This is a genomic window from Afipia sp. 1NLS2 (genome assembly GCF_000178995.1).
Taxonomy (GTDB): domain Bacteria; phylum Pseudomonadota; class Alphaproteobacteria; order Rhizobiales; family Xanthobacteraceae; genus Afipia.
In genome coordinates, this window is sequence record NZ_ADVZ01000001.1 from 578,805 (window position 1) to 594,060 (window position 15,256).

15 protein-coding genes and 1 tRNA gene are annotated in these 15,256 nt (G+C 61.6%); 8 read left to right on the forward strand and 8 right to left on the reverse strand.

What is annotated here, in order from left to right:
* Window positions 1–95 precede the first annotated feature (95 nt).
* Window positions 96–581, reverse strand: coding sequence for a hypothetical protein (locus tag AFIDRAFT_RS02800; protein WP_009337538.1), 486 nt, complete (start codon window positions 579–581; stop codon window positions 96–98).
* A gap of 172 nt (window positions 582–753) precedes the next feature.
* On the opposite strand from AFIDRAFT_RS02800, the gene AFIDRAFT_RS02805 reads away from it, so the two are divergent.
* Window positions 754–978, forward strand: a complete 225-nt coding sequence (locus AFIDRAFT_RS02805; RefSeq protein ID WP_009337539.1) for a PsiF family protein — start codon at window positions 754–756, stop codon at window positions 976–978.
* Window positions 979–1,072: 94 nt separating this feature from the next.
* Here AFIDRAFT_RS02805 and AFIDRAFT_RS02810 read toward each other — a convergent pair whose 3' ends face one another.
* The gene (locus AFIDRAFT_RS02810) at window positions 1,073–1,555 is read right to left on the reverse strand and encodes a disulfide bond formation protein B (protein ID WP_009337540.1); all 483 of its coding nucleotides are present in this window, start codon (window positions 1,553–1,555) and stop codon (window positions 1,073–1,075) included.
* Window positions 1,556–1,744: 189 nt separating this feature from the next.
* On the opposite strand from AFIDRAFT_RS02810, the gene AFIDRAFT_RS02815 reads away from it, so the two are divergent.
* Window positions 1,745–1,829 (forward strand) — tRNA-Leu (locus tag AFIDRAFT_RS02815).
* Window positions 1,830–1,973: 144 nt separating this feature from the next.
* Here AFIDRAFT_RS02815 and AFIDRAFT_RS02820 read toward each other — a convergent pair.
* Window positions 1,974–3,680 carry a methyl-accepting chemotaxis protein gene (locus AFIDRAFT_RS02820; protein WP_040297761.1) on the reverse strand — a complete coding sequence of 569 codons (1,707 nt, stop codon included), beginning with the start codon at window positions 3,678–3,680 and terminating at the stop codon, window positions 1,974–1,976.
* Window positions 3,681–3,985: 305 nt separating this feature from the next.
* On the opposite strand from AFIDRAFT_RS02820, the gene AFIDRAFT_RS02825 reads away from it, so the two are divergent.
* The gene (locus AFIDRAFT_RS02825) at window positions 3,986–4,240 is read left to right on the forward strand and encodes a DUF3551 domain-containing protein (protein WP_009337542.1); all 255 of its coding nucleotides are present in this window, start codon (window positions 3,986–3,988) and stop codon (window positions 4,238–4,240) included.
* A gap of 7 nt (window positions 4,241–4,247) precedes the next feature.
* Here AFIDRAFT_RS02825 and AFIDRAFT_RS02830 read toward each other — a convergent pair whose 3' ends face one another.
* The 5 genes from AFIDRAFT_RS02830 to AFIDRAFT_RS02850 all read right to left on the reverse strand — a co-directional run bounded on the left by AFIDRAFT_RS02830 (window position 4,248) and on the right by AFIDRAFT_RS02850 (window position 7,757).
* Window positions 4,248–5,282, reverse strand: a complete 1,035-nt coding sequence (locus AFIDRAFT_RS02830; RefSeq protein WP_009337543.1) for a GGDEF domain-containing protein — start codon at window positions 5,280–5,282, stop codon at window positions 4,248–4,250.
* A 283-nt stretch (window positions 5,283–5,565) separates the two neighbouring features.
* Window positions 5,566–6,084, reverse strand: a complete 519-nt coding sequence (locus AFIDRAFT_RS02835; protein ID WP_009337544.1) for a hypothetical protein — start codon at window positions 6,082–6,084, stop codon at window positions 5,566–5,568.
* Window positions 6,085–6,198: 114 nt separating this feature from the next.
* Window positions 6,199–6,780 (reverse strand): YqaA family protein, encoded by a 582-nt coding sequence (locus tag AFIDRAFT_RS02840; RefSeq protein WP_009337545.1) that lies wholly within the window; start codon window positions 6,778–6,780, stop codon window positions 6,199–6,201.
* A gap of 62 nt (window positions 6,781–6,842) precedes the next feature.
* Window positions 6,843–7,235 carry a phosphoribosyl-ATP diphosphatase gene (gene hisE / locus AFIDRAFT_RS02845; protein WP_009337546.1) on the reverse strand — a complete coding sequence of 131 codons (393 nt, stop codon included), beginning with the start codon at window positions 7,233–7,235 and terminating at the stop codon, window positions 6,843–6,845.
* 120 nt (window positions 7,236–7,355) lie between these two features.
* Window positions 7,356–7,757, reverse strand: coding sequence for a hypothetical protein (locus tag AFIDRAFT_RS02850; RefSeq protein WP_009337547.1), 402 nt, complete (start codon window positions 7,755–7,757; stop codon window positions 7,356–7,358).
* A 191-nt stretch (window positions 7,758–7,948) separates the two neighbouring features.
* Here AFIDRAFT_RS02850 and AFIDRAFT_RS02855 point away from each other — a divergent pair, with 191 nt between their 5' ends.
* From AFIDRAFT_RS02855 to AFIDRAFT_RS02875, 5 genes are all read left to right on the forward strand, one after another.
* Window positions 7,949–9,751, forward strand: coding sequence for a glucan ABC transporter ATP-binding protein/ permease (locus AFIDRAFT_RS02855; protein WP_009337548.1), 1,803 nt, complete (start codon window positions 7,949–7,951; stop codon window positions 9,749–9,751).
* A 236-nt stretch (window positions 9,752–9,987) separates the two neighbouring features.
* The gene (locus AFIDRAFT_RS02860) at window positions 9,988–11,415 is read left to right on the forward strand and encodes a D-alanyl-D-alanine carboxypeptidase family protein (protein ID WP_009337549.1); all 1,428 of its coding nucleotides are present in this window, start codon (window positions 9,988–9,990) and stop codon (window positions 11,413–11,415) included.
* A 144-nt stretch (window positions 11,416–11,559) separates the two neighbouring features.
* Window positions 11,560–13,242: a long-chain-fatty-acid--CoA ligase gene (locus tag AFIDRAFT_RS02865; RefSeq protein ID WP_009337550.1), complete on the forward strand. Its 1,683-nt coding sequence runs from the start codon at window positions 11,560–11,562 to the stop codon at window positions 13,240–13,242.
* Between the two features lie 3 nt (window positions 13,243–13,245).
* Window positions 13,246–13,794: a DUF924 family protein gene (locus AFIDRAFT_RS02870; protein WP_009337551.1), complete on the forward strand. Its 549-nt coding sequence runs from the start codon at window positions 13,246–13,248 to the stop codon at window positions 13,792–13,794.
* 89 nt (window positions 13,795–13,883) lie between these two features.
* Window positions 13,884–15,251: a lipopolysaccharide biosynthesis protein gene (locus tag AFIDRAFT_RS02875; protein ID WP_197083234.1), complete on the forward strand. Its 1,368-nt coding sequence runs from the start codon at window positions 13,884–13,886 to the stop codon at window positions 15,249–15,251.
* Window positions 15,252–15,256: the final 5 nt, after the last annotated feature.

The following is a 15,256-nucleotide window of genomic DNA, read 5'->3' on the forward strand; positions in this document are numbered from 1 at the left end:
ATAGATAAAAGTATCGCGGCGGTGACGGGGCCTACGCCCATTCATCCGCCGCGATGACCACTATATCTCGCAGAAATGCCCCACGAGGAGTGAGGCTAGCCGCCCTTTAGGTGCTTGGTGCACTCGCTGTAATAACCGCCACCTTTTTGAATCCACTTCAGGCCGCCGTTGGCATTGGAGGCCTTGTTGGCGTTGTATTGGTCCACGCAGGTGTGCATGCGAGCCTTGCCAGCGCTCTCGGACGCGTACTTCGCCGCAACGGCATTCGGGAAAACAGCCGGGCCGGATGCCGTCGCCGCAGGGGCGGCCGCTGGCTTGGTCGCAGGCTTGGCGGTGGGTTTTGCTGCCGCGGTGGCCGGTGCTGGCGCAGGTGCCGCAGCCGGAGCAGCCGTGGCCTCGGCGCCGCATTTGGCTTTGCGGAAATCCTTCCAGCTCTGGCCGCCAAGCGAGCCATCGGCCTTCGCTGCTTTATATTTGGCGCTGCATTCCGTCATCGACAGCGCGCTTGCCGGACTTGCCGCAACGAGGGCCATCAAACCCGCCGTGGCAGCAGCAAAAAGCAATTTCGACTGAAAAACCATCGCCCGCCTCCTAAAATGAAGAGGGCCCGATCCTAGCGCAGCGCCGGAGGGTTTCAACGGATGAACGAAAGCGTGATCTAAAATATCGTCTTCCGATGCCGCCCGCTTCGGCCATTCATGAACAGTTCATCCACCGGGAGACAGGGTGTAGGCCTGAACTTGAGGCTCAACCATGACATTCCTGTCTCGCGCCATCGGTACCGCATTCGTCGTCAGCCTGCTTGCAGGGCCCGCCCTCGCCCAGGCCCCAACAACGCCCGCGCCTGCCGCCAAGGCCGAGAAGCCGCGCTCCGCCGCCTCGCTCGACTGCTCCAAGCAGGCCGACGCGAAGGGGCTGCACGGCAAGGAGCGTCATAAGTTCCGCTCCAAGTGCAAGCGCGATGCGACCAAGAAGTAGCTTTTTGTTGCGTGCGTAGACGTACCTCACCTGCCCTGAAACTTGAGCCGGCGGTCTGACCGCCGGCTTTTTCATTACGCGCAGGAAAAGGGCCTCATGCCGGGCGGCGGCCCAGACCAAGCAGGCCCCATCCGGCCAGCGCCGCCATCAGAGCCGAGATCAGCGCGTTATAACCCGCCAGCGACAGGCCGAGGAAAGACCACTGCACCTCGTCGCAGCGTACGACCTTGGCGGTCTTGAGGTTTTCCAGAAGATTGCCCGGATTGCCGAAATCAACGGCCGACCCGGTGCATTCGGTCGGCCCGGGCCAGAAGCCCCATTCGACCCCGGCGTGATAAGCGCCGAAGGCGCTGTTGAACACCGTCACACAGAACAGCACCGCAAATCCGGCCACCAGCAGGGAGCGAGGCCCCTCACCGGCGGCCACCATGGCCAGTACGGCGGCAAGCGGAATCCCGATGTAATAGGCGTATCGCTGCTCAAGGCACATCGGACAGGGCCGGATACCGAGCACGAGCTGGAAGAACCAAGCCCCCGCGATGGTGGCGAACGCAATCACACAGATCGCCAGCGCCATCCGGAAAGCGCGCGACCGCGCCGGTTGGTCGGATGAAAAAATAGCGTCAGACAAGGCCTGCCTCCGGGCTCGTCCGCTCCTAGCGCGCCCTCCGGCAGGTGTCGAGAGAGGCAGGATCACAGCCGGTTGACCCGCCGACGCCGCTGGCTATAGTCCGCCCGCTCGCCGCGCCTGACCCGTGCTGCAAGCGCCCCTGTGGCGGAACTGGTAGACGCGCTCGACTCAAAATCGAGTTCCGCAAGGAGTGCTGGTTCGATTCCGGCCAGGGGCACCAACACCTGCTCGCCGCTGCTTGTATCCCGCCCAGCGGCATTCGTATATCAATATAAATCAATGGCTTATATAAAAACAACGGCCGCGGGGGCTCGCCGTTGATCGCGCATGTTCGCGAACCTCCCGCTCTGTACCGGTGCTCTGTTTAAGCCGCCCGCACACTGGCGAGGAAATGCTCGACTTCAAGCTTGAGACGATTGCTCTCGTTCGACAGCGACTGGGCCGACGCCAGCACCTGACTCGACGCCGAGCCCGTCTCCGTCGCACCTCTGTTCACCTCGCCGATGTTGTTGGCGACTTCGCTCGTTCCGGTCGCCGCCTGCTGGACATTGCGTGCGATTTCCTGTGTCGCGACACCCTGCTCCTCGACAGCAGCGGCGATGGTTGTCGTAATCACCGAAATCTCGCTGATCGTCGTGCTGATCTCCTTGATCGCGGTAACCGAATCGCTGGTCGATGTCTGGATCTCGCCGATCTGCCCGGCAATTTCCTGCGTGGCCTTGGCGGTCTGCTCCGCCAGCGCCTTCACTTCGGTGGCCACCACGGCGAAGCCCCGGCCTGCCTCGCCCGCCCGCGCCGCTTCGATGGTTGCATTCAGCGCCAGCAGATTGGTTTGCTCCGCGATCGTCGTGATCAGTTCGACAACATCGCCAATCTTGGTCGCGGCGTTGCTCAGCGTCATGATGCGCTTGTCGGTCATGTCTGCCTGCATGACGGCATCGCCCGCGATCTTCGATGACGCCTCGACCTGGCGACCGATCTCCTGAACGGATGACGCCATTTCTTCAGTTGCCGACGCCACCGACTGCACACTCGCCGAGGCCTCCTCGGAGGCGGATGCCACACTCGTGGACAATTGCTGCGTGATCGCGGCGGTCTTTGTCAGCGAGTCGGCAGCAGCTTCAAGCTCGGTCGATGCAGAGGCCACGGTTTTGATGATCTCGCCCACAGCCGCCTCGAAACCGTCAGCGAGCTTATACATGTCCGCTTTACGTTGTTTCACCGCACGCGCCTCACTCTCCGTCCGCTCGGCGCGCAGCCGTTCGGCTTCAATCATATTGTTCTTGAAGACCTGCACCGCGCCGGCCATATCGCCAATCTCATCCTTGCGGGCGGTGCCGGGAATATCGACGGACATGTCATTTCCGGCGAGCCGGGTCATGACACTCGCCAGCATCCGTATCGGCTTGGTAATGCCGAAGATGCCCAGCAGAGTACCCGCGACCATTCCGATGACGACACCGATTGCCGCTATGACGATCATCGTATTCGAGATGGACTGATATTCTTCCGTCGATGCCCTGGCTTCTTCCTGGACGGTTTCTTCCAGCCTGTCCGCGATCGCCTTGATCTGAGCCCTCGCCTTGCCGGCGGCTTCCTTGCTCTTGAAAGCGGCCTGGCGAAGCCCTTCCGTTTCCGCGTTCACTTGCACGTTCTTCAACTGTTCGGCGATCTGCAGCGTATTGCGGACGTCCTTCTCGTACGTCTCGACCGCATCCTTTGCCGGCAGGATCATCGCCTTGGCTTTCGCGTCGTGTGTCTGCTCAATATCCGCCATCCGCGCGTTGAAGGCCTTCAATTCCGTTTCGATCTGCTTTTTGGCATCAGCGACGTTTTCGGGACGCGGATCCATCGCGATGTCGAATTCCGCGCGGCTCATCGCGACAATATCGAGATTGGCCCTGGCGGCCTTCACGGCGCGCTTGGCCGCCGCACTCATTTGTACTGCATCGTCATTCATTGAGCCCATGGAATGAATGCCGAGCCAACTCAAGCCGGCCGCGATACCCGCCATCAGGACAACGACCGCAAGAATTTTGATCAGAATTTTAGTGTTGGATAGCAATGACATTTGGAGCCCCATTTTGCTAAAGGCTCCATATCTCAAGGGAGCCCCGTCAGGAGGGCCCCACACTCCGTTAGAGACCCCGCGCTGCAGGGAAGAAATGATTCGAAGTGCAATATCAGGGTAGCGCTTCAAACTTACATTTAGTTAAGCGCAAGTTGCTTCGGAGAGTTTCCCCAGTCAGGGCATGGACATCCTGATACGCGGCGCTATCTTCGACACAAACAATATGTTCGCGTTTTTACTGGCCGCGCCGCCGGAACCTCTTTCCATTACCAGACTTGAATTGCCGACCCGCTGAGGAGGATCACATGCGCATTTCGATGGCTGCCGTTCTGGCGTCTACGCTGGCAGGCTTGATTTGGAGCACACTTCCAGCGCAGGCGCGCAACTACCGCTACTGCCTCTACGAACACAACGACACTGCAAGCGACTGCGCTTACGACACCTATGCCCAGTGCGCGGCCTCGGCGTCAGGCCGCGTCGCTTACTGCAACATCAATCCGATGTATACCGAGCCGGCAAAACGGCCTCGGCATCGCCGCAAGCCACCACGGGACTATTGAGCCTCGTTTACGCCGCGCAATCGGCGTCGGTGAGATCGTCTTCGGAGACGACGCAGTTGCGGCCCTGCGCCTTCGCCTTGTACAGCGCGCGATCGCAGCGCTCGATTAGTGTCGCCATCGATTCGCCGGGGCGGAATTGCGCCACGCCGATCGAGACCGAAATATCGGGGAGCGATTCACCCGTCGAACGGCGTGTAAGATGGCAGCCCGCAACCGTTGTCCGAATCCGCTCGGCCACCTCATGGCAGGTCGCAAGATCTGCGCCGGGCAACACCGCGATCAATTCCTCGCCGCCATAGCGCGCAGGCAGGTCGTTCTCACGCACCCGCTCGCGCAAAACGCTTGCGATCAGCCGGATCACCTGATCGCCGACGCTGTGACCGTAGGTGTCGTTGAACTTCTTGAAATGGTCGATGTCGAGCATCAGGAGACTGAGCGGATCTTCCACTTCCATCGCCCGCATCTGAGCAACGCGGAAGAACTCCTCAAGCGCCCGGCGGTTCGGCAGCGCCGTCAGCGTATCGGTCTTGGCGCGCTCTTCCGCATCGCGCAGCGAGGTGCGGATGGTGTCGAGCTCCTGTGACGCTTCGGTGAAGTTGGATTCGAGAATCGAGGCACGGCTCGCAGCACTCGACAACGCGCCCATCAGGCTCTCGACCAGCGAGCGCGGATTGATCCCTTGGTTTGCCTGTGTGGCAACCCCGTCGATTTCGCGGATATGGTCGCGGTTGTCGGTGATGGCAGTCGCCAGATACTGCTGCGCCTGAGCCATAACGTGACCAAGCTGCTCGGAGATATTCTGGGCCGCAGGCGCGTTGACGCCCGGCGTTGCGATATACAGCGAGCGCAGATCGTCGCAAACGAAGCTGTCGAATTTACGTTTGTTGCCGACGAGGATGTCGATCGTCCGTTTCAGGTCCGGCGGCGTGCCAAGGCAATAATTGAACCAGACGGTGAAGTTATTCGGAGTCAGTGGGACGTTCTCGCGGATCATATGATCCATGGCCCTGTCCGCGACCTCTTTCGCGGAATCGAAGTCCATGTCGTCCTGTACAATTCTTGTCATGACCTGCGGTCTAAAATTGTAAGAAATTCCGCCGCGCGATTCTTCGCGTGGGAACGCCAGGATGCCGGGTTGCCGTGAGCCAGCCGATAGCCCACGAGAGTCCGACACCCGTTACAGGTGCAGACTCGCTCAGTTACTGTATGTCTATACCAATGCGGTTTAGGAAGTGTTGCGAAAGTGGAACTGGCCGCGACAGATTGGCGATGATGCAGCGCAAAATAATTGGCATGCCAAATAAGCGGCTCGCCCGTCAGGGCGCCTATTGGCAGACCGCCCGCGTCACATAATTTTCGGTGCGGCACTCGCCCGGCGCGCCGGTCCGCCCGGATAGGTAAACCTTCGCCGAGCACTTTTCGGAGGTCTCGATATCGAGGCTTTTGCCGCTCTTGAATCCCTTGCCCTTGCACAATTGTTCTGCGGCGACATTGCAATCGGGCGCTCCATTGGCCGTCATCGGACAGGCAGCCCGGCCGGTCGTGACCGACTGCACTCGCGTCAGGCTTTCCGTTGCGTCCTTGGTCTTGGCGTTAAGGTCTTCCAGCGTTTTCTGAGAGCCTTTCCACCCCGAGGAGAGATTTGAGGCCGAATCCTTCAGCAGCTTGCCGAGTTCTTCTACGAGGCCCGGATTGTGCGCCGGCTTGGCTGGCGTGGACGGCTGTGCAGGAGAAGGCGATGGCGGCGCGATGGCGGGAGCGGCTGGCGGTGGCGTAGGGTCCGGCGTCTGTCCGGACGGCGCAAGTGCTTGAGCCAAAGCAGGCAGCGGTACCGCAATCATCATGGTGCACACCGCAAATCCGGCCGCAAAGCAGCAAGTCCGGATTCCCAGATGCCAAAGCCATCGTCCCATAGCCGGACACTATCCCGCCACCGGCGGCACGCAAGGGTGTTCCGGTCAGAACAACCTGAACGCGGCAATAAAGCCCCCGACCAGCACCGCAGCGCCGATCGCGACCCAGAGGCCGAGGCGCTTTTCGATGTGATGGCGGATCGTCTCGCCATAGCGATTCAAGAGGACCGCCGCGATAAAGAAACGTGCGCCACGCGTGATCGCCGAAAGCAGGATGAACAGCCAGATGTCGTAACCGGCGAAGCCGGATGTGATGGTGACGATCTTGTAGGGGATCGGCGTCAGGCCCTTCAGCAGGATGATCCATGCGCCGTAATGGGCATAGGACGCGCGGAACGCATCGACCTTGTCGCCATAGCCATAAAGACCGATCAGCCATTGCCCGACGGAGTCGTAAAGCAACGACCCGATCGCATAGCCCAGCACGCCACCGGCAACTGATGCCACCGTGCAGACACCGGCATAGATCCAGGCCCGCTGCGGTCGTGCCAGCGCCATCGGAATCAGCATGATGTCCGGCGGAACAGGAAAGAAGGAGCTTTCCGCAAAGGATACGGCCGCCATCAGCCACAACGCGTAGGGCTTATCGGCGGCGGCGATGCACCAATCGTAGATCCGTCTCAGCATGGCGCGATGAAACACGCGGGCGCGCGTTTGTCCATGCGTCGCATGGGGTCAGCTTGCAATGATCAGCGTGTCGCCGCAGGCCGGGCCAAAACGCGGCGGCGAGGTGCCGGAATTCCGGCGGGGCCGGTCTTGATGGCGGCCTTCTGCTTCGGCAGCTTTTCGGCGATCCCCTGAGCGCGCTCGCGGCGATCCATCTCGTCCCAGACATCCTGCGGGCGGATGCCGGCGGCAGCCCACAAAACCGTCAGATTGTAGAGAAGGTCGGCGCTTTCGCGGACGACGGCGTCCTGCTTGCCGCTCACCGCGTCGATCACGACCTCGATGGCCTCCTCGGCGAGCTTCCTCGCCATCTTGGAAGGGCCGCGTTGAAACAGCTTCGCTGTCCGCGACGTGGCGGGATCGAGATTCCGTGCAGCGATCACCGCACGGTATAGCCGCTCAAGCGAATCACTCATGCCTTCAAACTAATCCAACCTTGTCGCCACGGGGTTAACGTCATCTCGTGGCGCCGGAGCGACGGGTGCAAACGAACGCCGGGGCCGATAAGCCCCGGCGCAGACTCGCGACTTCATTCCTCAGTAAGGATAGTAGCGGTAGCCGCCGTAATAGGCCGGTCCGCCATAATAAGGCTGCCCGTAATAGGGATCGCCGCCATAGTAATAATTCTGCCGGTAGTAATCGCGACGGCGGGACTCCGCGATCGCACTGCCGATCGCACCGGCGGCCAGACCAAAGACCGCGGCGGCCGCTGCATCGTTCCGGCGATAATGGCGCTTCGCATGGCGTGTCTTGGCGCGCGCGCTCACATCCGTCAGTCTTTCTCCGGCGACGTTCATGGCCGGTACCGAAGCCTGCAAAAGGCCCGACGACGCCGCTTGAGCGGGGCTTGCTCCCGGTGCCGTGACCAGCATGGTGGTCGCAAGGACAAAGGCCGCACCCTTGCCTGCGAGGAAGAGCGATCGGATCTGACCTGGCATCTGTTCCTCCTGAAAGCGGGCCGAACGGCCCTGAAAGAAACCCTTGTCAGAACATGGGGTTCCGAGCGCCTTCGTCAAGCGACAGTTGGCCGCATCGCATGCCTCCGGCACGACCAAAGAACCCAGCCCCGTCAGTCGCTTGTACGGCGGCGGCAGGTTTGCCAAAGTCTGCCCCGCACCGGTTTTTCTTCATGGCCCTTATCCGTCTTTATCTACGGGTTCTTGATCAGCTCGGCGACGAAGCCCGGCTGGCCTGGATTCTGGCTTTTGCCAATCTCCTGCTCGCGACGGCGCAATTCGCCGAGCCGGTCCTGTTCGGCCGCATCATCGATGTGCTGACCGCCAATCCGGGCGCCGGCAATGCCGCTGCTGCGATCCCCGCGCAGACGCCATGGCCCCTGCTCGCCGCCTGGGTCGGATTCGGGCTGTTCACGATTCTCTGCAACGCCGCCGTCGCCTGGCATGCCGACCGGCTGTCGCACCGGCAACGCCAGGCCGTTCTCACAAGCTATTTCGACCACATCATGCAATTGCCGCTCACCTTCCACACCGGCACGCATTCGGGCCGGCTGATGAAGGTGATGCTGCAAGGCACCGACGCACTGTGGCGGCTGTGGCTGTCGTTCTTCCGCGAGCACTTCGCATCCGTGCTCTCGCTTCTCGTGCTGTTGCCGCTCGCCTTCTACATCAACTGGCGGCTCGCGATTCTCCTGTTCGTGCTGTGCATCGTCTTCACGACGCTGACGACGCTCGTGGTCCGCAAGACCTACGGCATGCAAAACGAAGTCGAGGAACAGTACAGCAATCTGTCCGCACGCGCCTCCGACGCGCTCGGCAACGTCGCGCTGGTGCAGAGCTTCGTGCGCATCGACGCCGAAGTTCAGGGCCTGCGCGGCATCGCCGACAAGCTGCTCGCCGCGCAGATGCCGGTGCTATCATGGTGGGCGCTGGTTTCGGTGATGACGCGCGCCTCGACCACCATCACCGTGCTCGCGATTTTCACCGTCGGCATCATCCTGCACCAGCAGGGCCTCACCAGCGTCGGCGAGATCGTGATGTTCGTCTCCTTCGCCACGATGCTGATCCAGCGGCTCGAGCAGGTGGTCGGCTTCGTCAACAGCGTGTTCATGGAAGCGCCGCGGCTGCAGGAGTATTTCAACGTTCTCGATGCGGTCCCCGCCGTGCGCGACCGGCCCGACGCCATCGACCCCGGCCGCCTGCAGGGGCTCGTGGAATTCAACGACGTGTCGTTCTCCTACGACGGCAAGCGGCCTGCGATCGAGGACGTGTCACTCACCGCCCTGCCCGGCCAGACCATCGCGCTGGTCGGCGAAACCGGCGCGGGCAAATCCACCGCCATCGCGCTGCTGCACCGGGCATTCGATCCGCAATCCGGCGTCATCAAGATCGACGGCATGGACATCCGCGCCCTCACGCTTGCGGGCTTGCGGCGAAACATCGGCGTGGTGTTTCAGGAAGCGCTGCTGTTCAATCGCTCGATCGCCGAGAACCTGCGCGTCGGCAAGCCGGATGCGACCGACGAGGAATTGCGACAGGCAGCAAAAGGCGCGCAGGCCCTCGACTTCATCGAACGCAGCGAGCAGAAATTCGACACAAATGCAGGCGAGCGCGGACGCATGCTGTCCGGCGGCGAGCGCCAGCGGCTCTCGATTGCCCGCGCGCTGTTGAAGAACCCGCCGATCCTCATTCTGGACGAGGCAACCTCCGCGCTCGATGCCGTCACCGAAGCCAAGGTCAACGCCGCTCTCGACACCGTGATGGAGGGCCGCACCACGTTCGTGATCGCGCATCGCCTCTCTACTATCCGCAATGCAACGCGCATTCTTGTGTTCGATAAAGGACGTGTGATCGAGAGTGGAACCTTCGATGAACTGGTTGCGCGGGGAGGATATTTTGCCAATCTCGCCCGGGCCCAGTTCATGGTGCAGGAAGCAGACCGCGATGCGCCGCCGATCGCCATCGAGAAGCTTTAGGAAAGCCCGATCGCGACGAAATTTGGCCCAGTTCGTGGCGGATAGACTGCCGAAAGGAGCGTTCACAGGCTTTCTCTCGCGCCCAAGCCGGTATAGGTTTGCCGCGTCGCTCCATCCGTTTTCATGCATCCGCAAGAGCGGCTTCATCGCAACGTGTTCGCCTGCTTCGCCGGCGCCACAACGAACCGGACTTAAGCGTGACTGATTTTATGCTTCGCCATTCCGGCGCATTTCGCATGTGGCTGATCGCAATCGCCGCAGCGTTTTCGTTGCACGCTTCAGCCACACCGGCCCACGCGGAAGCCTATCTGCTGATCGACGCCAACTCCGGTAAGGTGCTGCAAGCCGAGAATGCCACCCAGCCATGGTATCCGGCCTCGCTCACCAAGATCATGACCGCCTATGTGACGCTGACGGCGGTGAAGCAGGGCCGCATCAGCCTCGACACGCTGCTCACCGTTTCGCCGAACGCTGTCGCGCAAGCCCCCTCGAAAATGGGTTTCCCCGCTGGGACGACGGTGACGGTCGATAACGCGCTGAAGATGATGATGGTGAAATCGGCGAATGACATGGCGGTCGTACTCGCCGAAGGCGTCGGTGGCTCCATCGAGGGTTTCGCGGGCATGATGAACGAGACCGCTCGTCAACTCGGCATGACGCAGAGTCATTTCGTCAATCCCAACGGCCTGCCCGACGACGCACATATTTCATCGGCTCGCGATATCGGCATTCTTGCGCGCGCCTTCTATCGCGACCTGCCCGAGTACGAGTATTTCGCCCACCTGCCCGGCATCAAATTCGGCCGCCGCGTGACGATGAACTTCAACAAGCTGATCGGCCGCTATCCCGGCGCGGACGGCATGAAGACCGGTTTCATCTGCGCCTCCGGCTTCAATCTCGTCGCCAGCGCCACGCGTAACGACAAGCATCTGATCGCGGTGGTGCTCGGCGCGCCCTCATCGGCCCAGCGCACGATCAAGGCCGCACAGCTTCTGGAAAAGGGATTCAATCACAGCAAGCTTGCATGGCTGAAACCCTCTCTCGGCACGGTCGAACAATTGCCGCCGATCGACGCCGCGCCGCCAAACCTGCGCGATCAGGTCTGCGGTCCGCATCGCAAGCGTCCCGCCGCCGAGGACGAGGACGACGATGTCGAGATCACGCTCGACAACAAGAGCGACTCCGCGAACCCCGCCTTCGCGCTCGCCAAGCTTCAGGTCAACATCAAGGCGTCGGACATCCTGTCGGTCCCAGCCGTGCAGGCGCAGCCGATCATCGTCTATACGGGCCCCACGCGCAGCGGTTCTGCGTTGCTTGCCGCCAATGCCGAAGAAGCCGCCAAACAGGCCGCAGCGGGCAAGGCACTCCGCAAAGCCAGAGCTGCCAAGCATGGCGCGCACAAGCACGCCAGACAGGCGGCCAAGCCTGCAGATACGCCCGTTGCACCGAAGCAGGCCGCAGCGAGCACTGGCAAGCGCACCGCGACAGCGTCGGCCGCTCCGGCTGCGAAGCCTGCGGCCAAACCTGCGCCAGCGTCCTCCACGAAGCCCGCAGTGCACGCGAAGCCCGTTGCTCACCCGGCCAAGAAGCCCACGGCGAACGCTTCCGCCAAGCCGAAGCCAAAACCCGCCACGTCGCAAAAAGACACCGCACCAAAAACCTGACGATGCGGTGATGCTGCCGCATCACGAGAGCGCGCGGCAAAATGTTCGGTGCGCATCCTGATCGCGCAGACCCTGCGCCTTGCCTTGAGCCAGTTGCTCTCCGATACTCGTTCCAAGAGTGGCTGCGCCGCCTCGGGAGATGTCATGGAACGTATCTGGCTCAAAAGTTATCCGCCCGGCATACCGGCGGATATCGATGCAAGCCATTATGCCTCCCTCGTCGACCTGATCGAAGAAAGCATGGCGGCTTTCGCCGCCCGCACGGCCTTCACCTGCATGGGAAAGTCGCTAAGCTACCGGCAATATGACGAGTTCTCCGCCGCTCTCGCCGCTTATTTCCAAAGCCTCGGCTTGCCCAAGGGATCACGCGTCGGCGTGATGATGCCGAATGTGCTGCAGCATCCGATTACGTCCACCGCGATTCTGCGCGCGGGCTTCGTCGTGGTGAACATCAATCCGCTCTACACGCCGCGCGAGCTTGAGGTGCAACTCAAGGACAGCGGCGCAGACGCCATCGTTGTGCTGGAAAATTTCGCGCACACGCTGCAAAGGGCGTTGACCGTCACCCCGGTGCGGCATGTCATCGTGGCCTCGCTCGGCGACCTGATGGGCTTCAAGGGCAGGATCGTCAATTTCGTGGTGCGGCACGTCAAGAAGCTCGTCCCCGCCTTCTCGATTTCGAGCGCGGTGTCGTTCAACGATGCCTTGGCGCGAGGGCGCGGCATCGCCTTCAAGAAACCTACGCTCGGCCCGGACGATATCGCCTTCCTGCAATATACCGGCGGCACCACCGGCGTCGCCAAGGGTGCCGTGCTGCTTCATCGCAACATCGTCGCCAACGTGTTGCAGAACGATGCATGGCTACAACCGGCACTGAAGAAAAAGCCTGTCGAAGGCCAATTCCTTCAGGTCTGCGCGCTGCCGCTCTATCATATCTTCGCACTCAGTGCCTGCTTCCTGCTGACATTGCGCGCGGGCGGCGCAAGCCTCCTTATTCCCAACCCGCGCGATATTCCCGGCTTCATCAAGGAATTGAAGCAGCACCGCGTTCATAGCCTGCCTGCGGTGAACACGCTCTACAACGCGCTGCTTCACGCGCCGGGATTTGACGACATCGACTTCAGCCAGATGATCGCCTGCGCGGGCGGCGGCATGGCGGTGCAGCGCACGGTCGCCGAGGAATGGAAGAAGCGCACCGGTTGCGCCATCGCGGAAGGTTACGGCCTGTCCGAAACATCGCCGGTGCTGACCTGCAACCCGTCCGACATCGACAGCTTCAACGGCACCGTGGGACTGCCGCTGCCGTCGACCATGATTTCGATTCGTGACGACGCCGATCATGAGATGCCGGTCGGCGAGCGGGGCGAGGTGTGCGCAAGCGGTCCGCAGGTGATGCAGGGATACTGGAACAAGCCCGATGAGACCGCGAAGGCGATGACGGCGGACGGCTTTTTCCGCACCGGTGACATCGGCGTGTTATCGGACGATGGCTATCTTCGGATCGTGGATCGGAAAAAGGACATGATCCTGGTGTCAGGCTTCAACGTCTATCCAAACGAAGTCGAGGAAGTGCTCTCGAGCCATCCCGATGTGCGGGAGTGCGCGGTGATCGGCGCTCCGGATGGAAAGTCCGGCGAGGTGGTGAAGGCCTTTGTCGTCAGAAAAGACTCGAACCTCACCGAGCAGGCGCTGCACGATTTCGCCGCCGAGCAGCTCAGCAAATACAAGACGCCGCGGCACATCGAATTCCGCAACGAGCTGCCGAAATCCAATGTCGGAAAAATCCTCCGCCGCGCGCTGCGCGATGAAGAAATGGCAAAACACTGATCGATGACAACTTCGTTTTCTCCCGACGACATCATCTCGTTCTGGCGTGACGCCGGCGAGGATCGCTGGTTCAAGGCGGATGCGGATTTCGACGCCGACGTGCGCACGCGCTTTCACACGTTATGGCAGGAAGCCCGCGATGGCCGCCATGCCGACTGGGAAAAGACGGCCGACGGCATGCTGGCGCTGATCATCGTGCTGGATCAATTTCCACGGAACATGTTTCGCGGCAGCGCCGAGGCGTTCTCGACCGACCCGCAGGCGCTTGCCCTCACCAAGCGCGCCATCGCGCAGGGCATGGACCAGCGCATCGGCCCCGACCTTCGCGCCTTCGTCTATATGCCGCTGATGCATTCGGAAGATCCCAAGGACCAGCTTCACTGCGTCGAGGTGTTCCGCGCGTTCGGCAACGCCAACAATCTGGCGTTCGCTGAACTGCACGCCGACATCATCCGCAAATTCGGACGCTTTCCCCATCGCAACACCGTGCTCGGGCGGCGGACGACAGCGGAGGAAGCGGCCTTCCTCGCCGATGGCGGCTTCAAGGGATAGGCCGGCCGCCCAACCATATCTTAACGAATCCTTGCTAGGTCGGGCCATCGCCGCGGATGCGGCAGACGGATCACCGCCCCTTGGCCATCATGGACGCTCAAAGCTCGACGAACCGCCTATCGACCTGGCTGGAGCGGCTACGCGGTATGTTGGGAGGCACCAACGAGGCCTCGCTGACCAGCCGTCTCGCGAGCGCCGTATTTGCCATCCGCGTGCTCAGCGCCGGCCTTGCGTATCTGGCGCAGATTCTGCTGGCGCGCTGGATGAGCGGATCGGAATACGGCATCTACGTCTATGTCTGGACCTGGGTGCTGCTGGTCGGCAGCATGCTCGATTTCGGCCTAGCCGTTTCGGCACAGAAACTCATTCCCGAATATCGCAGCAGCGGCCAGCAGGCCCTCCTGCGCGGCTTCCTGCTCGGCAGCCGTCTGATGGTGCTCGGCGCATCGACCCTGATGGCCCTCGTTTTCGCCAGCATCGTCCATCTCGTGACGCCATGGCTCGAAGCAGGCATGGCGACGCCGCTTTACATCGGCTGCCTGATATTGCCGGCCTTCGTCGTCGCCAACATGCAGGACGGCATCGCCCGCTCACATGACTGGATTCGCCTCGGACTGATGCCGCAATTCATCGTCCGCCAGACGCTGATCATCGCGTTCACGGCGGGCATGGTCGCGCTCGGCCTGCATCTCGAGGCCACCGCCGCCATGATGGCGAGCGCTGCTGCAGTATGGATCTCCGTGACGGGGCAGATGCTCATTCTGAACCGCAAGTTGCACGCCGAAGTGGAGCGCGGCCCGCGCGACTACGCGCTCACAAGCTGGCTCAAGCTGTCGCTCCCCATCATGATGGTGGAAGGCTTCTACCTGCTGCTGTCCTACACCGACATTCTGGTGCTGGAGCATTTCCGGTCATCCGAAGAAGTCGGTCTTTATTTCGCGGTGGTGAAAACGCTCGCGCTGGTGTCCTTCATCCATTACGCGATGGCGACCACCACCGCGCATCGCTTCACCGAATACTATACGAGCGGCGACACCGAACGGCTGTCCGCTTATGTGAAGCATGCGATCAAGTGGACTTTCTGGCCCTCGCTCGCCGCGACGCTGCTTCTGCTCGCATGCGGCAAGCCATTATTGTGGTTGTTCGGCCCGCAATTCACCGCCGGCTATGGAATCATGTTCGTCGCCGCCATCGGATTGATCTCGCGTGCGGCGATCGGCCCGGTGGAAAGGCTCCTGAACATGAGCGGCAACCAGAGCTCCTGCGCGCTGACTTATGCCAGCGCTTTCGTCCTGAACCTCGTGCTGTGCGTGGTGCTGGTGCCGCACTACAGCGGCTACGGCGCAGCCGCGGCCACTTCGACCTCGCTGGTGTTCGAAAGCATTCTTCTGTTCGCCATCGCCAAGCATAAGCTCGGCCTGCATGTCCTCGCCTTCGGCGGGCGCAAGAGCACCTGAGCGCG